The 20,393-nt window shown below is 36.4% G+C and carries 21 protein-coding genes; 10 read left to right on the plus strand and 11 right to left on the minus strand.

Annotated elements, in window-relative coordinates:
• Positions 1-219 precede the first annotated feature (219 nt).
• The 3 genes from NX902_RS01640 to NX902_RS01650 all read right to left on the minus strand — a co-directional run bounded on the left by NX902_RS01640 (position 220) and on the right by NX902_RS01650 (position 4,169).
• On the minus strand, positions 220-1,575 hold the full coding sequence (locus tag NX902_RS01640) for a 6-phospho-alpha-glucosidase (protein ID WP_095331191.1): 1,356 nt from the start codon (positions 1,573-1,575) through the stop codon (positions 220-222).
• A gap of 1 nt (position 1,576) precedes the next feature.
• On the minus strand, positions 1,577-3,148 hold the full coding sequence (locus tag NX902_RS01645; protein WP_163185728.1) for a PTS transporter subunit EIIC: 1,572 nt from the start codon (positions 3,146-3,148) through the stop codon (positions 1,577-1,579).
• A 211-nt stretch (positions 3,149-3,359) separates the two neighbouring features.
• Positions 3,360-4,169 carry a MurR/RpiR family transcriptional regulator gene (locus tag NX902_RS01650; RefSeq protein ID WP_341160516.1) on the minus strand — a complete coding sequence of 270 codons (810 nt, stop codon included), beginning with the start codon at positions 4,167-4,169 and terminating at the stop codon, positions 3,360-3,362.
• A 143-nt stretch (positions 4,170-4,312) separates the two neighbouring features.
• Here NX902_RS01650 and NX902_RS01655 point away from each other — a divergent pair, with 143 nt between their 5' ends.
• The gene (locus NX902_RS01655) at positions 4,313-5,323 is read left to right on the plus strand and encodes a DUF3231 family protein (RefSeq protein WP_163185725.1); all 1,011 of its coding nucleotides are present in this window, start codon (positions 4,313-4,315) and stop codon (positions 5,321-5,323) included.
• Positions 5,324-5,352: 29 nt separating this feature from the next.
• Here the strand turns inward: NX902_RS01655 and NX902_RS01660 are convergent, their stop codons facing one another.
• Positions 5,353-6,099 carry a MurR/RpiR family transcriptional regulator gene (locus tag NX902_RS01660; RefSeq protein ID WP_095331183.1) on the minus strand — a complete coding sequence of 249 codons (747 nt, stop codon included), beginning with the start codon at positions 6,097-6,099 and terminating at the stop codon, positions 5,353-5,355.
• A gap of 419 nt (positions 6,100-6,518) precedes the next feature.
• On the opposite strand from NX902_RS01660, the gene NX902_RS01665 reads away from it, so the two are divergent.
• From NX902_RS01665 to trhO, 4 genes are all read left to right on the plus strand, one after another.
• A complete protein-coding gene (locus NX902_RS01665) occupies positions 6,519-6,821 on the plus strand; it encodes a PTS sugar transporter subunit IIB (protein ID WP_047944695.1) in 303 nt (100 codons plus the stop codon).
• Between the two features lie 84 nt (positions 6,822-6,905).
• Positions 6,906-8,234 carry a PTS sugar transporter subunit IIC gene (locus NX902_RS01670; RefSeq protein ID WP_047944690.1) on the plus strand — a complete coding sequence of 443 codons (1,329 nt, stop codon included), beginning with the start codon at positions 6,906-6,908 and terminating at the stop codon, positions 8,232-8,234.
• 31 nt (positions 8,235-8,265) lie between these two features.
• Positions 8,266-8,505 carry a hypothetical protein gene (locus tag NX902_RS01675; RefSeq protein ID WP_095331181.1) on the plus strand — a complete coding sequence of 80 codons (240 nt, stop codon included), beginning with the start codon at positions 8,266-8,268 and terminating at the stop codon, positions 8,503-8,505.
• Between the two features lie 326 nt (positions 8,506-8,831).
• Entirely contained in the window at positions 8,832-9,800 is a 969-nt protein-coding gene (gene trhO, locus NX902_RS01680; protein WP_249879398.1) for an oxygen-dependent tRNA uridine(34) hydroxylase TrhO, read from the plus strand.
• Between the two features lie 388 nt (positions 9,801-10,188).
• Here the strand turns inward: trhO and NX902_RS01685 are convergent, their stop codons facing one another.
• The 4 genes from NX902_RS01685 to NX902_RS01700 form a co-directional block, all read right to left on the minus strand.
• The gene (locus NX902_RS01685) at positions 10,189-10,878 is read right to left on the minus strand and encodes a metal-dependent hydrolase (RefSeq protein WP_341160517.1); all 690 of its coding nucleotides are present in this window, start codon (positions 10,876-10,878) and stop codon (positions 10,189-10,191) included.
• 153 nt (positions 10,879-11,031) lie between these two features.
• Positions 11,032-11,712 carry a molybdate ABC transporter permease subunit gene (modB, locus tag NX902_RS01690; protein WP_095331175.1) on the minus strand — a complete coding sequence of 227 codons (681 nt, stop codon included), beginning with the start codon at positions 11,710-11,712 and terminating at the stop codon, positions 11,032-11,034.
• Entirely contained in the window at positions 11,693-12,484 is a 792-nt protein-coding gene (gene modA / locus NX902_RS01695) for a molybdate ABC transporter substrate-binding protein (RefSeq protein ID WP_171509228.1), read from the minus strand. Before modA ends, modB begins: the two co-directional genes overlap by 20 nt.
• Entirely contained in the window at positions 12,484-13,371 is an 888-nt protein-coding gene (locus tag NX902_RS01700; protein WP_095331171.1) for a dihydrodipicolinate synthase family protein, read from the minus strand. The genes modA and NX902_RS01700 overlap by 1 nt, the downstream gene beginning before the upstream one ends.
• A gap of 140 nt (positions 13,372-13,511) precedes the next feature.
• Here NX902_RS01700 and NX902_RS01705 point away from each other — a divergent pair, with 140 nt between their 5' ends.
• The 4 genes from NX902_RS01705 to NX902_RS01720 all read left to right on the plus strand — a co-directional run bounded on the left by NX902_RS01705 (position 13,512) and on the right by NX902_RS01720 (position 15,107).
• Positions 13,512-13,949 carry a hypothetical protein gene (locus tag NX902_RS01705; RefSeq protein ID WP_095331169.1) on the plus strand — a complete coding sequence of 146 codons (438 nt, stop codon included), beginning with the start codon at positions 13,512-13,514 and terminating at the stop codon, positions 13,947-13,949.
• Positions 13,950-14,107: 158 nt separating this feature from the next.
• Positions 14,108-14,722 (plus strand): hypothetical protein, encoded by a 615-nt coding sequence (locus NX902_RS01710; RefSeq protein ID WP_095331167.1) that lies wholly within the window; start codon positions 14,108-14,110, stop codon positions 14,720-14,722.
• Positions 14,713-14,877: a YvrJ family protein gene (locus NX902_RS01715; RefSeq protein ID WP_095331165.1), complete on the plus strand. Its 165-nt coding sequence runs from the start codon at positions 14,713-14,715 to the stop codon at positions 14,875-14,877. The genes NX902_RS01710 and NX902_RS01715 overlap by 10 nt, the downstream gene beginning before the upstream one ends.
• Positions 14,874-15,107 carry a hypothetical protein gene (locus NX902_RS01720; RefSeq protein WP_095331163.1) on the plus strand — a complete coding sequence of 78 codons (234 nt, stop codon included), beginning with the start codon at positions 14,874-14,876 and terminating at the stop codon, positions 15,105-15,107. The genes NX902_RS01715 and NX902_RS01720 overlap by 4 nt, the downstream gene beginning before the upstream one ends.
• Before the next feature lie 73 nt (positions 15,108-15,180).
• On the opposite strand, the gene NX902_RS01725 is transcribed toward NX902_RS01720, so the two are convergent.
• The 3 genes from NX902_RS01725 to NX902_RS01735 all read right to left on the minus strand — a co-directional run bounded on the left by NX902_RS01725 (position 15,181) and on the right by NX902_RS01735 (position 18,911).
• Complete coding sequence (locus NX902_RS01725; RefSeq protein ID WP_095331161.1) at positions 15,181-16,161, minus strand: polyprenyl synthetase family protein; 981 nt, start codon at positions 16,159-16,161, stop codon at positions 15,181-15,183.
• Positions 16,162-16,176: 15 nt separating this feature from the next.
• Positions 16,177-16,716, minus strand: coding sequence for a Gx transporter family protein (locus NX902_RS01730; RefSeq protein ID WP_095331159.1), 540 nt, complete (start codon positions 16,714-16,716; stop codon positions 16,177-16,179).
• A 323-nt stretch (positions 16,717-17,039) separates the two neighbouring features.
• Complete coding sequence (locus NX902_RS01735; RefSeq protein WP_163185719.1) at positions 17,040-18,911, minus strand: FAD-dependent oxidoreductase; 1,872 nt, start codon at positions 18,909-18,911, stop codon at positions 17,040-17,042.
• Positions 18,912-19,321: 410 nt separating this feature from the next.
• Between NX902_RS01735 and NX902_RS01740 the strand changes: the two genes are divergently transcribed.
• Complete coding sequence (locus NX902_RS01740; protein ID WP_095331155.1) at positions 19,322-20,371, plus strand: FAD:protein FMN transferase; 1,050 nt, start codon at positions 19,322-19,324, stop codon at positions 20,369-20,371.
• Positions 20,372-20,393 lie beyond the last annotated feature (22 nt).

Below are 20,393 nucleotides of genomic sequence, written 5' to 3' on the forward strand. Positions count from 1 at the left end.
GCACTGTCTACTTCGATACTAGCATACATACCGAAGTGTGCCTATCAACGGTTGGTTGAATGTTCAAAAAATAATGATTCTACAGGTGGTAGAATTAGCTGTTTACAATTATAGATGATGGATCTTGTCTTTCCGAGGTACATAATAAAAACCAATGCCTATTTAGAAACTAAAAAAGTCCACAACGAGTATCAAAACTCCTTGTGGACTATAAAAATCTTATACTAGTACGCCTTCTTTATATTCTTTTGTTAAGGTTGGCCAGTATTCTTTATTTGCTTCAATTAAATCATCAAGGACTGCTTTAGCTACTTTAGCTGATGGTAAAGTTTTATTTAAAGTGAAAGCCTGTAATGCCTTTTCGTAGGAGCCTTCCACAATTGCTTCAACTAAGATCTTTTCAGATGCTAATTGCTGGTCAATCATTGCTTTATAGAAGTAAGGAATATCTCCCACGAATTCAGGCTTAGGACCGTTACTTGTAATAAGTGCAGGCACTTCAATCATTGCATCAGCAGGCAGGTTTGGAATCGTGCCGTTGTTTTCTACCATAACTAAATATCTTTTTCCTAAATTTTGCGCAAGTGATACGGTTACATCTACAATAAATGTTCCGTGTACACCAACCGCGAAGGAGTCTTCTAAAATACCAGTCTCTTCATATTTCTTCACTGTTTCAAATAGAGTTTTTTCACGACCATCCATTACTTCATTCGCACGGGTATATTCTTTATTAGAAGTCTCGACAATATGATCTGGGAACAGATAGTATTGTAAATACGGGTTTGGCAGATATTCTGGAAAATGATCCATGATTAGTTTAATGTTCTTAAAGGTTTTAATCCAAGAAGAATCGGCATGACGATAGTCAATTTTAGAAATATCTTCTGTCAGTAAACCGTATTTATAGACATGCTCGCGAATCTCTGGCAATCTTTCCACACCATCCACTTTAATGCTTGTAAACCAGCCAAAGTGGTTTAAACCGAAATAGTCTACTTCTAATTCTTCTCTTTCTACTCCAAGGATTGCGGCAATATTACGCATAGTTGCTACCGGCATATCGCAAATATTTAGGACTCTTGAATTTGGTCGTAATTTGCGTACTCCTTCTGCCACAATGGATGCCGGGTTAGAGTAGTTTACAATCCATGCAGTTTCTTTCGCATATTTTTCTACATAATCGATTAATTCGATCATTGGTGCAATCGTTCTAAGTCCATAAGCTAATCCGCCAGGACCACAGGTTTCTTGTCCGACTACGTTATGGAAAAGAGGGATCTTCTCATCGAGTTCACGCATCGCATATTTTCCAACTCTCATTTGGGCAAAGACAAAGTCTACATCCTCAAATGCTGTTTGTGGATCTGTTGTATCAATGACTTTAATTTTATCTGTATATTCCTCAATAACAGCTTTAGCAGCCACAACTACTTTTGCTTGTCTTTCTCCGTCAATATCGTAGAAACGAATTTCAGATAGAGGCAGATCCTCTAGACGATCCATAAGACTACGGATAATTCCTGGTGTATAAGTGCTTCCTCCACCTGCAACTGCTAATTTAAATGTTTTCATCTTAAATACCTCCTAATTGTTGGTCAACTTGGTCTCGAACTGATTTCACATTTAAGCCATAAACAACTTGAACATTATTACCAGACTTGATAATGCCTTTTGAGCCGGTTTGTTTTAATGTTTGTTCATCTACTACAGTTGGATCCTTCAAAATTAAGCGCAATCTTGTATAGCAATTATCGACATTTTCAATATTCGCTTTTCCACCTAATGCATTGACAATAGTTGCACCTAAAGCAGAAGGGGAGTCATTTCTTGCAGTACACGATGCTGCTGCTTCTGCATTTGCTGTCTCACTTGTTGCTGTAACTGTATCCTCTTCGCGACCTGGTGTTTTTAAATTTAATTTAAGAATCAAGAATCGGAAAAGTAGGAAATAGATAGCTGCCATTAATAGTCCTACTAAGATAAACATTGGCCAGTTTGATTTCGTCGTACCAAGCGGCAAGTTATATAGCAGGAAGTCAATAAAGCCATTAGCGCCAATCGCATGAACATGAAAGATACTTAAGAGCATCATTCCCACACCTGAAAGTACAGCATGTAACACAAACAAGATTGGTGCTGTGAACAGAAAGGCAAATTCTAATGGTTCTGTTACTCCTAGTAAAAAGGAAGTAAAGGCTGCCGGAAGAAGAATGGCTTTTGCGATTGTTTTCTTCTTTTTATCTGCTGTTACATACATGGCTAAAGCTGCACCCATCAGGCCAAACATTTTACTTAGGCCACGAGCATCCCAGTTAACGGTACTGCTTAGTACTTTAATGCTTGAGTCTGCCATTTCAGCAAAATAGATATTTCTCGCTCCGTAGATAATTTCGTTTCCAATATGGGCTACTCCACCTAGTTCTGTATATAGGAATGGAGTATAGACTAAGTGATGAAGACCGGTCGGGATTAAGATTCTTTCTAAGAATCCATAAATAAGTAATCCAAATACTCCTAAATTTTTAATGCCACTTGCAACAGCTGTAATGCCATCTTGTACAAATGGCCAAAATTCTGCAGCAATCGCTCCTAAAATCATGGCACTAGGAATGGCTAAAATAGCAACAAAGCGATGTCCTGAGTAAATGGCCATAACCCCTTTGAATTCTGTGTCACAGTACTTATTGTGCAAGATACCAACTAGAGCACCGAGAAGAATTCCGGAGAAAACCCCCATTTCTAATACCTGAACATTTAATACCATTGCTTGACCAGCTAGCTGCATTTCCTCTGGTGCTACTAAGCTTCCAGTCAGACTTAACACTTGATGCATGGCATTTATGAAAATAACGAAGGTAACTAGCCCAGTTAAGGCAGCATATCCTTTATCTTTTTTAGCTAAGCCAATCGGAATGCCGACAGCAAAGATTAAAGCAAGGTTTTGTAAAATCGATACAGCAGAAGAAGAAATAAATTTCCCTGTATTTTGGATATATGGATGTTCTAGAAACGGGATATATTGTGCTAAGTTTCCGTTTCCGAAAACATTTCCAAATGCGATAAATAATCCGATAATCGGTAGAATGAGAATTGGTGCGAATAAGGATTTCCCGAATAGCTGAAGACCATTTACGACCTTTTTCATCTATAAAACCTCCCTTGGTGGTAAGCGTTATCATATATTTTAATATCCAAAGTATATAATTGAACATATAATTTTGAAAGGGGTTGCAAGCATTGTGTACTATGTCTTTCAATCCTGTAACATGTTACACGTTATGAAGGAAAGGAAAATGGACGAAATAGAGAGGATGTTCTCCCAAGCATCCTCTTTTAGCCGTTATTAAGGAAAGGCTTTAGTATTCTTTAATAATCCCTCTTTTAATCGCAATAATTAAGAGTAAATCAATAAGCATAAACATATTGGATTCATAGGAGGTTACCTCAAATTCTTGTTGAGATTCAATTGTAGGATCAAGGACAGTAAAGACAATATCAGCAATTTTGGCTGTTGAACTTTTATTATTTCCGGTGAATAGTATCGTTTTTACGCCTTTATCCTTGGCAATTTTTACTTTCTCTAGCACTTTAGCTGTTTCGCCAGAACGGGAAAAAGCGATGAGTAACTTGTACTTTTGAATATTATTGAGAAAAATGGCACGACTGTCACTTGTAGTTGTATTGGAAACGTAATAACCAAATAACTCTAATTTCTTGGCAAAATAGCTAGAAAAAAGAGTGGAAAAGCCTGCGCCGTAAAAATAAATCATTTTATTTTCATTGATTTGAGATAAGAACTGTTCAATGGTTGTCTCATCTAGAGAATCGGTTGTTTGTTTATAATTACGCTTAAAGGAGGATACCGCCTCTATTAATGGTTGATGAATACTATCTACATATTCCACTTCTTGATCAAGCATCTTTGTTACTTTTAAATTTAGATTGTAAATGAATTCACTATACCCACTAAAACCAAGTTTTTTACAAAGGCGGATAATGGTTGCAGTTGATACGAAGAGATTATTAGCCGCTGATCGGATACTTAACGTTTCTCCGGCTAACTTTTTCTCTATCAGAAACTGGATAATATTTTTCTCTGCTTCGGTTAAGTTTTTGTCATTAGCATAATCAAGAAAAAGCATATCTGAATTTTTCAAATCTATCATCATTCCTTGTTCTTATTTTCATCTAGTATGGATTCTTTTATTATAAATGAATTATGTTTTTTCAATATGATTGATTGGATAGCATAATATCGATAGGGATGCCAATACTATTAAAACTATGTAAGTGTTGGAGGTTTTCTTTAATGTCCGAATCAAATCTAAAACTAACATCCTCAGAAATTGCTTCTCTGTGGACATCTTATTTAAATAACTGTATGTCTAAACAGGTTCTTACTCATATGATACAACATGTGAAAGATCGGGAAATTGCAGATGCTATTCGCTTTGCTTACCGATTTGCCCAAAAACAGGAAAAACGATTTGTGAAAATCTTCCTGGAAAATAAGTTTGCCATACCACATGGCTTCACAGAAGACGATGTAAATAAAAAGGCCCCAGCTTTATTTACCGATTTCTTCTGTTTGGCCTATATTAATCAAATGGCAAAAGCAGGGTTAGTGGCATATGGGGGATTCTTATCGATGAGCACACGGAAAGATATAATCCATTTTTTTCATGAGGGACTACTGGATACTTCAAAGCTGTATCATTTAAGTACCTCTATTCTTGATAAAAAAGGATTGTTAGTCCGAGCCCCCTTTATTTCCGTACCAAAAGAAGCGGATTTTATTGAGAATAGAAAGTACTTGAGTGGATTCTCTTTATTTCACAAAAAAAGATCGTTAAATGCAGTGGAAGTTTCCCATCTTTTTATGAATGCACAGACGAATAATATGGGACTTAAGATTACCTTGGCTTTCGCCCAGACTACGACGAATAAAGAAGTACAGGCTTATATGTTAAGAGGAAAAGAAATTTCACAAAAACATTTAAAAATATTTACGGATACTCTCTTAAAAGAGGGGATACAGAGTCCGAACTCTTCTGATTTTGGTATTACTGATTCTACTGTACGCACTTTTTCTGACAAGTTAATGATGTTTCATATTAGTTTATTGAGTGCCTCAGGAATTGGAAATTATGCATTAGCGGGAGGAGCCAGCCAAAGAAGTGACCTGTTACTTAATTATGATAGGCTTTCGATCGAAATTGGCCAGTATGCCAAAGATGGGGCAGATTTAATGATTGACTATAATTGGGTGGAGCAGCCACCGCCAATTATACAAACTAAGAATGATGTTACAGGGAAATAGAGAGAAAATATTTCCCTGTTATCCTTTATCTAAGCTTCCCGCTCCTCATTAAGCTTGCTGTTCTTTTTAACCTTGTGTGCGCTTTCCTCTAAGATATACATGACCGGTAATTGAGAAGTGATATTTGATTGTCCTGTATATACTTCTGTAACATAATACGCAATATTTATATCAGATATTTTCGCAAGGTGACAGTCTTTACTATTAGTAATACTAATAATATTGCAACCTTCCATTTTTAATCGATTTGCAAGATGAATGGTATAATCTGTTTCACCAGAAACCGATAAGATGATGGCGGTACATTTTTTCAGCTCCTTGCTGTTAATTGGATAAAAGGGATCTTTTATAAAAGTTGAAAACTTTCCTAAGCTCGAAAAGTATCTAGCTCCATACTCCGCTAAAATGCCTGAGCTTCCCGTTCCTACAAAAATTACTTTATCGGATTGACTAACCATATCCGCAGTTTCTTGGATGTAGGTTTCGAAATTTCCCTTCATGGTCCGTTCTAAGAACTCAGAAAGATAGTATTTCGTTGATTTTAGGTTTTCTTGCTTACTTTGATCTAAATATAATTTTAATTTAACCTTAAACTCGGAAAAACCATCACAGTTTAATTTTCGGCAGAATCGTAGAATACTAGATGTGGACACATGTGTTTCATCGGATAATTCTCTAATACGCATATAAATAACTTTATCGATATTTTTGGTAACATAGTTATAGAGTAGCATTTCTAAATCATTAAAGGATTGGATCATTTCATTTGTGAACAAATTTTTCCCTCCTACCCTAAATAGATTTTTCTTTATATTCCCATTATTAATAGACAGAAAGTTTATGTGAATCGCCGATAGATGAAAAATTCGCTGTCCATAAAAATATAAATGGTTCAACTAATCATCAGTGGGGATGACTTCCTTAATCATGGTTATCTTTCCTCTATTATAAAACAGGTTGTGACTAAAATGTAACAAATTCCTTCCGAAGAAAAAAGATAGAATGTGGTTATTTTTACTTCTAATTAACTTGCAAACGCATACATTTTAAGTGGAAGGGGGTATGTAATTGCCTGAGAAAATTAGAAATTCCTTGTGGGGTCAGCTTCTGCGCCGATTGAGTAAGGGGAGCATATTATGAAAAGGACCATTCAAATGAGAATATTATACAAAAATCAATTATTGGAGGGAAGAAAATGAAGAAATTACTTTTAGTTTGTGCAGCGGGAATGTCTACTAGTTTATTAGTAAATAAAATGAAAGATGCAGCAAAAGAAAAAGGAATAGAGCTCGAAATTTTTGCACTGCCAGTATCAGAATGTCAAAAAGTCGCACATGAAGTGGATGTCGTTTTATTAGGTCCACAAGTGCGTTACCAAAAACCACAGGTAGAGGAGATCATTGCGGGGAGAGTTCCAGTAGAAGTAATTGATATGAGAGCATATGGAATGATGAATGGCAAAGCAGTATTAGAAAGAGCATTAGAATTAATGGCATAAATCAATCAGCAACTTGCACCTAAAGAAGCCTGCAAAAATAGTTTTCCAATGTAAAAATAACATATTTATTTAGGGGGAATTATAATGGGTTTTATGGCGGCCTTTGAAAAGTTTGCGGAGAAAACGTTAGTGCCAGTTGCAGCAAAATTAAATTCACAAAGGCATATCGTTGCTATCCGCGATGCATTTATTCTATCTTTTCCTATTACGCTTGCAGGTTCATTAATTGTATTGCTCAATTTTGCTGTCTTAGCACCAGACGGATTCATCGCCAAGATCTTATTCTTGCATAAATTATTTCCCAATTTAGCTGATTTACAAGCGGTTTTTTCTCCTGTGCTAAATGGCTCTGTTAATATTTTATCTATGTTTATCGTCTTCCTTGTTGCTAGAAATATGGCTATTTCACTCAAAGCAGATGAATTATTAAGTGGGCTGACAGGTCTTTCTGTATTTTTCATTATTTATCCACCATATACCAATGTAGAAGGAACCAACTTTTTAACAACTCAATGGGTTGGAGCACAAGGACTATTTGTTGCTTTAATTGTGGGATTATTAGTTGGTGAGCTTTTTAGTAGATTATCTAGGTCCAAAAAATTGCAAATAAACATGCCTGATTCTGTACCTCCGGCTGTTTCTCGTTCTTTTAAAGTATTATTTCCTATTATAATTATTACTGTGGTGTTCGCTATTGCAAACGCTTTAATAAATGCGGTTTATCCAGAAGGCTTACATGGATTTATTTACGCAGTGATTCAAACTCCATTGAAGAGTTTAGGCACCAATATTGTGTCTTTAGTTATTTTAGCGATAGTTTCCAACCTATTATGGGTTTTTGGAATCCATGGCCCGAATACCATTGCTGCTATACGGGAAGCAATGTTTGCAGAAGCAGGCTTAGAAAATCTTAACTTCGTCGCAGAGCACGGTACAGCTTGGGGAGCGCCATATCCTGTAACTTGGGCAATTAATGATGCTTTTGCAAACTATGGTGGTTCTGGGATGACGCTGGGATTGCTTATTGCTATCTTTATTGTAGCAAAAAGGCAGGATTACAGAGATATCGGAAAACTTTCGCTTGCACCAGGGATATTTAATATAAATGAGCCAATTATTTTTGGTTTACCAGTTGTATTAAATCCAATTTTAATTGTGCCATTTATTCTTGTTCCAGCCATAAATATTATTATTGGATATGTTGCGATTGTATCAGGATTGATTCCGCCAATTGCGTATTCCGTTCCATGGACTACACCAGGACCGCTGATTGCTTTCCTTGGAACAGGTGGAAATTATATTGCGCTATTGCTTGGTTTTGTTTGTTTGGCTGTTTCTACACTGGTGTATATACCATTCGTTATGGCAGCAAATAAAGCAAACGCCGTAAGTTATGGAGGGGAGAAAAAGTGATTCGGCTGCTTCTGCTTAAAGTGATAGAAAAATGAATCAATATACTATTCAATTTTTCTGTGGACAAATAAATTATGTCCGGGATGTTTTTGGAAATTACCAGGATGATTACATCACAACTAGCATAAAGGTTATTAACAAGATTAAAGCGGAGCTAGTAGTTGTTACATCTTTATCAGCGGAGCTTGCCATACGCCATGTAGAGAAAATATTTCAGCAGTCTAAATATGGTTGTGCGCTCCATTTTCATACGACCATAACAGAAGGATAATCAATAGAAAATGTCAAACAAGGGGTACTCCTTTAAGGAGTATCCCTTGCTATACTTTCGAGTTAGTTAATAGTATTTTTTATGATAGTATGTAAAGGCTACGAAAGAATGGAATTTTAATACTAGGTAAAATCTGCATCTTTCTTTTTAGCTCGTATTACCTTATAATTATTTTAACTTTATTTTTAAGCAGGGGGAGATTTCGATGAGTGAAGTCTCTTTCTGTTTGTTTGCGATTTTACAAATAAGCAATGGATTTTTACTATTGACACAATTGGTGTATAGTTATTAATAGATAATTTTTAGAAGGAATAGGGTGTTGAACAATGAGTGAATATCGAGTATTACTTTATTATAAATATGTACCGATTGAAAATCCGGAGGAATTAACCAAAGAGCATTTAGCTTTTTGTAAAGAACTAGGATTATTAGGTCGAATTCTAATTTCCCACGAGGGGATTAATGGAACAGTTTCTGGTACGGTAGAGCAAACAGACAAGTATATCGAAGCAATGAGACAGGATCCGCGTTTCAGCGATACTATTTTCAAAATTGATGAAGCAGATGGACATGCTTTTAAGAAAATGCATGTTCGTCATAAAAAAGAATTAGTTAACTTAAGCTTAGAGGACGATGTAGATCCACTTAAATTAACTGGTAAACACTTAAAGCCAGCAGAATTTTATGAGAAAATGCAAGATCCTGAAACAATTGTTATTGATGCTCGTAATGATTATGAATATGATCTTGGTCATTTCCGAGGTGCGATTAAGCCAGAAATTGAAACATTTAGAGAACTGCCACAATGGATAAAAGAAAATAAAGATAAACTAGAAGGTAAAAAGATTCTTACTTACTGTACTGGTGGAGTAAGATGTGAGAAATTCTCTGGCTGGCTAATGAAAGAGGGCTTTGAAGATGTAAGCCAATTAGATGGTGGAATTGTGACTTACGGAAAAGACCCAGAAGTACAAGGAGAGCTTTGGGATGGTCAATGCTACGTATTCGACCAAAGAATTAGTGTGCCAGTCAATCAAAAAGAACATGTGATTGTAGGACGTGACTTCTTTACTGGGGAGCCATGTGAAAGATATGTAAACTGTGCAAACCCAGAGTGTAACCGTAAAATGCTTTGCAGTGAAGAAAATGAAGAGAAATATATGAGAAGCTGCAGCCATGAGTGCCGCACCCATCCAAGAAACTTCTATGTAAAGCAACATGGACTAACACAAGAGCAAGTGGAAGCAAGAGTAAAAGAAATTGCTCAATGGGAAGAAGAAAGCAAAGTAATGTAAAATAGGGTTTTGGCTGATAAGTGCACCAGTTTGGCTGAAAAAACCGGAGTTTGGCTGATAAGTGCACCAGTTTGGCTGAAAAAACCGGAGTTTGGCTGATAAGTGCACCAATTTGGCTGAAAAAATCAAATTTTGGCTGATAAGTGCACCAGTTTGGCTGAAAAAATCAAATTTTGGCTGATATCTACTCCAGTTTGGCTGATAAAAGGAAAACTTGATTGATAAAGCAATAGTCTTCTGCTAATAAAAATGAAAAGAGGCTAATATCCCACTTATTTATGCGATATTAACCTCATTTCCCCACTTCATATTCATTGCAGACAAACCAAGTTTGTCTGCAACGTTTCAAAATTGCTAATTTGATGTGTACTCTAGCACAATCCTTTTCTTACAATTCGAATGTTTCACCTAGTTCTAATACTTTCCCTTTCAAACCAAGTTCTTCAAGCTTAGTTACAAACGCTTTAGCGTCTTGCTCAATTACAGGGAATGTATTGTAGTGGATGGGAATAATTAGTTTTGCTTGATACCATTCAGCCGCTTGCAGCGCATCCTCGGGTCCCATTGTAAAATGGTCTCCAATTGGTAGAAAGACAACATCTAATGGGTGTCGATCTCCAATCATCTTCATATCACTGAAAAGTCCAGTGTCTCCGGCATGATGGATGGTTTTCCCTTCTGCCTCAATAATATATCCACCTGGCATTCCGCCATATAAGATACTTTTATTTTCCTCATCAATAATCCCGGAACTGTGGAATGCATGCGTCATTTTTGCTTTAGCAAAGCCTAGATCGACTGTTCCGCCGATATTCATACCAATTGTTTCTACACCTTGCCAGGACATATAAGCAGCTAATTCAGGGTTAGCAACAACTGGAGCATTATTTGCTTTGGCGATTGGTGCCGCATCGAGAATATGATCCATATGTGCATGTGTCAGTAAAACAGCATCCACTTTCACTTCTTCTACTTTTGTAACAGCAGAAGGGTTGCCACTAATAAACGGGTCAATAATTAAAGACTTTCCTTCTGTACTAATTTCAATAGTGGATTGACCATGATAAGTAATTTTCATGCAAAATCATCTCCTTAAAATTCCACATAGGTGGATTATTGTCCATTTTAGATTAAAGCAGAGAAAGGAAAAATACCAAATGATATGCTTGTCTATTTCTCTGAAATCAGTATTGACACTAACTTGTAAGGGAATGCGCAAAGACGAGAAAGGCTATTGTTGTTTCGGCTGACATAAAGCTAGCATAATAAAAGAAATAATGGTGATGGTTATTACCCAAATCCAAGCCATTCTCATATTGCCAGTTTCAATGGCGACATAAATAGCAGTAGGTAATGTCTGTGTTTTTCCTGGGATATTACCGGCAAACATCAAAGTTGCACCAAATTCTCCTAATCCTCTGGCAAAGCTAAGGATGCTTCCAGATATAAGCGAGTGGGAGGCAAGTGGAATAGAAATAGATGTTAAAATTTTCCACTCGTTTGCCCCATCGACACGTGCCGCCTCTTCAATCGAGCGATCAATCTGAATAAACCCAGCCTTTGCCGATTGATACATTAAAGGAAAAGACACAATAAATGCTGCAATTACCGCAGCCCACCATGTAAAAATAATTGGTTGATGAAAAAGCCATTCGATTCCTTTTCCAATGATACTATTGCGCCCAAAGACAACGAGCAATAAAAAGCCAGTAACTGTTGGGGGAAGAACAATTGGCAGTAACAAACAGGTTTCTAGCAATACCTTTCCTTTAAATTTTTTTCTCGCTAATAAAGCGGCAAGAATTATTCCCGAAACAATGACGCAGACAGTGGCGATGAGTGACACTTGCAAGGAAAGAGAAATGGGAGGCCAAAAGTTACTCCAATCCTCTTTAGTTAACAATAAATCCATTTTCTTTAAAAACCTCTAAACTAATGGGTGTTTGCAAATAGTCATAAAAAACTTTAGCTGCCTGATAATGCTTACTGTCTTTGATGATGCCAAGAGGGTAAACAATGGGAGAATGACTTGCTTCATCCGCAATTGCTGCTACCTGAACAGCATCAGAAGTCTTTGCATCGGTTCCATAAACAATGCCTGCTGCTACATTATTTGTTTCTACATAAGATAGAACTTGGCGCACATCCTTTGCAGGAACGATATTTTCTTGGACCTTTTCCCATATATGCAGGGATTGCAGTGTTTCTTTTGCATAATTTCCTGCTGGAACGGATTTGGGTATACCGATAGCGATTTTTTCTTTATCCAATGTTTCTAAATCTGCAAAGTTATTGATAGTAGTGTCAGACTGTTTATTGGTGATTAATACTAAATTATTCTTAACTAAGTTCGTATGATCGGATTCACTAATGAAGCCACCCTTTATTAAAAGGGCCATCTTATCCTTTGCTGCAGAAAGAAATAAATCGACTGGAGCTCCCTGGGAAATTTGCTGCTGCAATGCTCCAGATGAACCAAAATTAAAAGTTAGGGTAATATCTGGATGCTCCTTTTCGAATTTCTCCTTGATTGACTCTAACGCATCTTGCATGCTGGCAGCAGCAGAGATGGTTATGGAAATAGGTTCTTGTTTAGATGCTGCTGATTGCCCATGATTATCGCTGCAAGAAGCTAAAATCAATATCGTAATCAAGAGCATAATAGGTTGGAAGTGTTTTTTCATCATGCCTCTCCTTTTTGCCAAACCTCCATTAGGGTTTTCTGTTCTTGTTTATTCAAAGTGGATAATGGCTTTCTACAAATACCTGCTTCTATATTGCTTTCAGATAATAGATATTTAATAGCACGCAGTGCACCTATTTCTAGAATAGTATGTATCGTTGGTAGCAATTTGGAGAACTGTTTTTTCGCCAATTCCCATTTTTGTGATTTTATCAATTGAACAATTTGTTGTATTTCCTGCGGGAAAATATTTCCTATTATACTAGTAATTCCATCATATCCGTTGCGCAAATGGTCTAAAAGGTATAAATCTGTACCGGTTAAGACAGAGAAGGATGAACCAAGCTCTTTTTGGAGGATAAGAGCATTGTCGGGATTTCCAGCTTCCTTTAACCCTTTTATTTGGGGATGTTTCTCTACTAAACGATAGAGAGTATTTAATTCCAGGTTAAATCCAGTACGGGAAGGATTATTGTAAAGCAAGATGGGTAAATTGGTAACTGCGCAAACTTGTTCAACATATGCTGCAGCTTCTTTTTGATTAATACGTAAATAAGGAGGAAAGCCAAGCATTATTCCATCTAATCCTTCTTTTTGAGCAGCTTCCGCCAGTCGAATGGTATCTGTCGTTCTTACAGCAGCAACTCCACCAATGAGAAGAAAAGCATCTTTCCCTGCGGACTTTACCTCCCGATAGAGAATCTGTCTTTCTTCGATTGTCATGGAATGCTGTTCCCCTGTTGATCCACTAATAAGCAGTGCCGGGACATGATTCTGTTTATAGTAATCTATTAATGAATAGATGCCGGTTTGCGAAAGCTTTTCCCTTTGATCAAAGGGGGTTACCATTGCAACACTATATGAAACAAATGGATTTTGTGTAATCATTTTCCTAACTCCTTTCAAAATAGATTATACTTAAACTATTCAGATAATGGTACAGAAAGCTGTCTAATGAAGTCTTTCTATCAATTTATCTTTTTCTTGGGATGAAATCAATATGAAGTGGGGAAGGGAGTAGAAGTTTTATGATGAGAGTGGCACTTAATTTTGCAATTATGCTGGAGCAAGTGAAAGCAAAGGGATTTAAGGAAGAGGCGGTTAGCAAAGCTCTCGAAACAGAAGATTTTGCGTTCTTTCAGAACTGTGGAAATGGCTTGCCAGATTGGCAGACGCTTTTCTCTTATTATAAAGACAATAAAGCTAGCGTCAAAGCGATTATGCAAGATGATTATGAAATAACCTTTTTGACTAAGGGAACGTTAAAAAGGCTTATACTATTGAAATATCAATTAGTAGAGGGAAGAGACTATGAGGACTGCGGCGAATCAATTGGAACTATTACATTGCCGAAGGAATCCTTTCAGCAATTTACAAAGATATTAGCCAAAAACTGGACTATTGTCGTATTGGAAGAAAATCAAGACAATGTTATCTTTGATGTAAAGTTATTTGTAATCGATTAAATGAAAATGGGACAAGTGGTTGTTATTTTTACATAAAATCTTTCTTTATATATATAGAAGGAGGTAAAGATAACATATAGGCAAAAGAGGCTAATGAAGATTAGTCCCTTTTTTTACAACAAAAACAGAACATATGTTCCTTTTGGGAGGTCGAAAGGATGAAAGAATGCCGTTCTTCTCAATCAGAAGCTTTTACCGCATTTTTAGAGGAAAATAAATCATTATTAAGCAATCCAATTGTAAAGAGTTTTTTGCAGAAAAAGGACAATGTTCACCTGTTAAAAAAAGCGCTAGAATGTCCGACAAAGGAAAATAAAGAAAAGGTGGATGAATCTTTTAAAAAGCATTTCTTTACCATTCGGTTTACTTCGTATATCACTTCTTCGATGGAGTACAGTACCATAAATTTTAATAAAAACTTATCCATGTATCAAAAACGATTTCCATTAATACTGACCGAGAAGGAAGAGGGAGGAGAAAAGGATATTAATCTAAATGATAAAGAGGCTGAAATAGAAGCAATAGTCGAGAAGGAGGCACTATGGTCTGAGATGGAGGAATATATTTCAAATAAAACAATCTATTCAGCCGTTCTGAGCTTGACTTCTTCCCAACGTAAGATCCTTACCTATGCCTATCTTTATAAATTTACGGATACAGAAATTGCCCGGAGAATTCGAACGTCTCAACAATATGTTTCAAAAACAAGAAAAGCGGCTTTAAAACGTATTCTTTCATTTATCAATAATAAGGAGGAAGGTAGATGGAATTAGTAGATATGACGCAATGGATGACAATGATTAGCAATTTTGGTTTTCCACTAACTTTATCTTTATTTGTTCTGCTAAGATTAGATAAAAAAATGGATCAGCTACTGAAGGAATGGAAGGAAACTCAGGAAAACGAGCGAAAGGAAAAGGAAAAATGACCGATATGTATACGATGGTAAAAAGGGCAAAGGCAGATCCGGAAATGCTCCATGAGCTAATAAAGTTGTTCGAACCAAAGGTAAATAAATTAACAAAAAGAACAAGCCCAAATGATATGGCAGATCTTTCACAAGAGCTGAAATTAATGCTTATACAATCTACCTATCAATATGACCTAGACAGTATTCCAGGCTTTTGGGAATTTAAAGATAAGCATAATAGAGAATGACAGCTATTAAAAAATCCGAGTCCAACAAGTGACAAGCAGCATGCAGAGTTGGACCGGATTTTTACCATACGCATTACACATTCCTATTTAATAAGCTAAGCGTAATTTCAAAAAGACGGTTTTTGTAATCCCCATCAGGTAATTTATTTAGTTGTTTAATTGCTTTCTCTGTATATTTTTTAGCAAGGAGCTCTGCTTTTTCTACTCCTTTATATTTAGCGATAAGTTTAGAAAGCTGTGCCAGATCTTCGTTAGTCAAGGCTTCTTTTTTATCTAATATAGGAATCAGCTCATGCGGATTTGCTTGGATTGCATAGATAAGTGGTAAATTATAGTGACCTTGTTTAATATCTGCCATCACAGGCTTTCCTAATGTTTGGGAATCTCCTTTATAATCGAGAATATCGTCCATTATTTGAAAAGCCATCCCAATATAATGCCCCATATTCCAAGCATTCATGGCGAGTGGTCTGCTTGCTTCACTTTCAACCGCACCAGAATAGCAGCTTACGGCAAAAAGCTGGGCTGTTTTTCCGGATACTCTTGCTAAATATTTTTTCACCGTAACAGTAGATTGGTATCGAGCGTTTAATTGATCTAATTCCCCACTTAAGATTTTTTCCATGCTTCGGGCATTAAATTCTAAATGGGAAAGAGATGTTGCGTACTTAGATAAAATGGTAAAACAAACACAGAATAAATAATCACCCGCATAGATGGCAAACTTATTTCCATTATGAGTATGAATGGTTGGAATGTTATGTCGTGTTGGCGATTCATCAATAACATCGTCATGAATCAGCGTCGCCATATGCAAGGTTTCCAACGCTGCTGCCACTGCTATTGCACGATTTTTATCTTTAGACGGACCTATTTGTGAACAAAGTAGGGAATAGGCAGGTCTAAGTAGCTTGCCACCGGAATAAATTAAATCCTTAATCGTTTTTTCAACTACTTTATCACGAACACGAATATTGCTTTCAATTAATTGAAGTACTTTTGACAAGTCATTTTTTAATTCTGGATACGTATCCCACATTTGATGTACACGCATAGTTTAACCTCTTTCCTATCTAGATTCGTTTATTTCCGATAAATCTCTATAAAACTGTAGTTTTTCTACATGTGTGATTAAATAGTTGGCGAGTATTCCTATTGCTATTCCTGATAGGATACCGATAAAAGATAGAATAGGTAAATATAAGAATACAGTCCATGTTTGCGCAACAAAGCTTGCAATGGCTAATTGACCAATATTATGAAAAATGGCTCCAGTTGTACTAACACCAATTAAGCTAATTCGTTTTGTTCCAAGTTGCTTTACACCCCACATGCCGATAAAGCTTAAAAGGGCTCCACTGGCACTATACATAAAAGTAGAAAGTGTCCCTCCTAATAAGGTGGCGAGACAGAGCCGAATTGCGACCACTTTAAAGGCATCTTTTGTGGGAAGTGTATATAAGGCTAAGCAGGTGATAATATTTGCTAATCCAAGCTTCGCTCCTGGAGCAAATGCAAAGGGAAATGGGATAGCCCGTTCTAATAAGCTGATAATTACCGCTTGGGAAGCAAGCAGTGCTATATATACAAGGCGTTGATTTTTTGTCATCTTCTCAACTTCCATTCTTGCGATTTAATTATTACCATAAGTAAGTTGGTTGTAGGTTAAATAAATACTGATTCCTATTAATCAGTATAGGGCAAAAAAGAATGAAGTATGGTAGATTCTTTATTCTATAACTAATCTTATTGTTAAATAGATTGATTGGAACAAGCATCCTAAAGTGGAAGACAATCTATTGATTTAAAAGTTTAAGGTTTAAGAAAAGATCAAAGAATATAAATCCACTAGCTTCTTTTTTCTCCTTTACTGATTCAAAAGCTGCTAGAAACAGGGGGCTTTAATTCCCTATGTTTCTAGCAAACCTTTTATTATTTATAGTCTTTATAGATCGCTCGTTCTTTACCATACCACCAGTCGCCCAATTTTCTTTGAAGGAAAGGAACAACCCAATAATCTAATCCAAATGTACGACCAGACCCATTCATTAAAGCAATAGAAGCTGGCAATGCCCAAACTTTATCCCAGCCAAGCATTGCAGTAAGTGTAAACATTACTAGGAATCCAGCACTTGCAGCATTTGCTAACCATGTGAATAAACCGGCAAGAATGGCTAATCCAATTGCTAACTCAATAAATATCATCATTTTTTGCATAAATAGTGCGACTTCTGGAGTTGGAAGCATAATTTTCATAATCCACTCAAACCAGAATGGCATTTTATTTAATATCGGGGTTGCAAAGTCAGTAGAAGTAGCAGCTTCACTTGCCCCACTTGTAGCAGTTTGCAGCCACTCAAAAGGCATTTTGACACTTGTAGCAGTTAACCATGAATCGTCTCCAAGACCATTAAATAAGTTTGGAACCTTTGACCAGCTGGAAATAGAATCTTTCCATGTCGATTCTCCCCAAAGCTTTGCACATGCTTCTACAATCCAGAAACCTGCGACAAATACACGTAAAGGTAAGCTCCAAAGAACATTGCCATAGCGGGTTAAGAAATCACGGAAAATATTACGTTTATCTTTTGTGTGGAAAAATTCATGCATCACATATTGGTACATATAATAGCCGCTTCTAATACCAAAGAAATAATATAGATTAACCATATGCTTCATGAAATTTGCAAACCAGCCGCTTAAATGCATGCCGCTTAAATTTGCAACACCGTATCTTGCTCCGATAGAAACCATAACCCCATGGTATTTACCTTCATATTTTTCTTTTTCACCGCCGCTGATTTCTGCAATAATATTCTTTGCTGCAGTCATAGCAGTTTGTTCGGCCGCTTCTACAATTTGTGGAGTTGGTTTTCCAGGCTCTTCTTCAAAATAGGCTAAGTCACCGACTACATAGACATCTTTGTAGTCTTCAGATTCCATATGAGCATTAACTTTTAAGCGGCCTGCTCTTCCAGCTGACATGCCGTAATCTTTTGTATCCGAATTAGCGCGAACTCCTGCTGTCCAAATAAGAGTGTAAGTTGGAAGCTCTTCGCCTGATTTTAATACGATAGCGTCTTCTTTTACTTCGACGATTGGGGAGCTTTTTAAGATTTTAACTCCCTTTTTTACCATATAGCTTTCTGCTTTATCGGCATCTCTGCGTTCTAGCATATTTAATATAGTAGGAGCAGCTTCAACCACATATAAAGTAATATCCTCTGCATCTAGCTTATTGTCTTTTGCTAATCGTTCTTTCCATTCAATCAGTTCCCCAACCATTTCGATTCCTGTGAAGCCTGAACCACATACAGTAAAGGTAAGCATTGCCTTTCTTGTTGCTTCATCATGAACATGAGCAGCTTTACGAACAATTTTTTCAATATGTTCTCTTAGTTTAACAGCATCTTCCCAAGACCAAAGGGTAAAGCCATTTTCTTGTACTCCGGGCGTACCAAAGTCATTTGGTTCGCCGCCCATTCCTAGGATGAGATAATCGAAGGCAAATTGGCCGTGTTCAGTTGTAACTACTTTACTTTGATAATCAACATGTTTCACATTGTCTGTAACCAAATTAACCTTTGTACGATTAAATAAACGACGTAAATCAAATTGAATAGCATCCGGTTCTACTCTATGCGCAGCAACCTCATGTAATTCAGTCATCATTGTATGATAGGAATGTCTATCTATAAGTGTAATGGAAACCGAATCATCTTTTTTATACTTTTTAGCAAGCTTTTTTGCGGCATGAACCCCCGCATAACCTGCTCCGATTATGACAATATTTTTCTTGTCCATTCTTCCTATTCACTCCCTTAATTGTTAAATGCTTATTTGTGAAGTTTTGAACAATTTTAATATAACAATGTGGTTTTTATCTGTCTATGGACTTCATAGAATGTCTACAATTTAAAATTTTGATTGTTCACATTTTCGAAACATTTATAAATAGTGGATTTTTGTCATAAATTCTCCATATTTAAAGGAGATGCTGATAAACACTATTAAGACAATGATTATTCCGTAAATCAGCTATTTTATAGGGTTTTGTCCACTAAAAAGTCGATAGACAGTGGCAGAAAGCAATGATAAAATGACGGTGTTATAAATGTGAATAAATTCACATTGTCAAGAATTTAAACACTTGTTTGTATTTAGAGACATGATAAAACAATTGAAATGTGATATTCATAGAAGGGATGATTTTAATGAATAAATTCAAATTCGCTATGATTCTTTTTCTTTCCCTCCTTTTATTAATAGGATGTGGAAAACAAAAGGAATCGGACGAAATGGTAAATAGTAATCCGTATAAAAGAACGGAATTTTTAATGGGGACAGTTGTCACGATTAAAATCTATGATAAAGACAAGGAAGCTGTATTGGATAAAGCATTTGATCGAATAGAGTTATTGGCAAGCCAAATCACAGTAAATGAAGATGGGTCGATTGTTGATGAAATAAATGAAAATGCTGGTCGGAATCCAGTCCAGGTCCCAGAAGATATTTACCGTTTAGTGAAAGCTGGTAAAAAATATAGTGGGTACTCAGGAGGAGACTTTGATATTACGATTGGACCATTAACTAATTTATGGCATATTGGATTCCCGGACGAGAAAAAGCCAACACAATCAGAAATTGATGCTGTTCTCCCATTGATCAACTATACAAAGATAGAATTAAATGAAGAAAAGCAAACGGTATTTTTGCCGGAACAAGGAATGATGCTGGATTTAGGGGGAATTGCCAAAGGGTTTATTACAGACGAAGTTATAAAAGTATTAAATGATAATAAGGTAGAATCTGCGATTGTTGATTTAGGAGGAAACATTTATGTAAAAGGAACAAATCCTTCTGGAAAGCCGTGGGAAGTAGGAGTTCAAGATCCATTTTCCGATAGAGGTGAAATGGTGGGGAAAATGGAGGAAACGAATACTTCGATCGTTACTTCTGGGATATATGAGCGGTATTTAGAGGTGGATGGAGTAAAATACCATCATATTCTCAGCCCTAAAAATGGCTATTCTGTCAATAATGAAGTTGCGGGGATTACGATTGTTTCTGATAAATCATTTGATGGAGACGGATATTCAACAACCATATTTATAAAAGGGATAGAAGAAGGGTTAAAGGCGGTAGAAAAAATGGAGGGAATAGAGGCCATCTTTGTAACCAAGGATAAAGAGGTTTATTTAACTTCCGGTCTAAAAGGTAAATTTACTTTAACAAATGAGAAATTTAAATTAGCAAATGAATAAAGAGAAGAGGGAGGTCATTTGG

It is taken from the genome of Niallia sp. FSL W8-0954 (assembly GCF_038005605.1).
Classification (GTDB): domain Bacteria; phylum Bacillota; class Bacilli; order Bacillales; family Cytobacillaceae; genus Niallia; species Niallia circulans_A.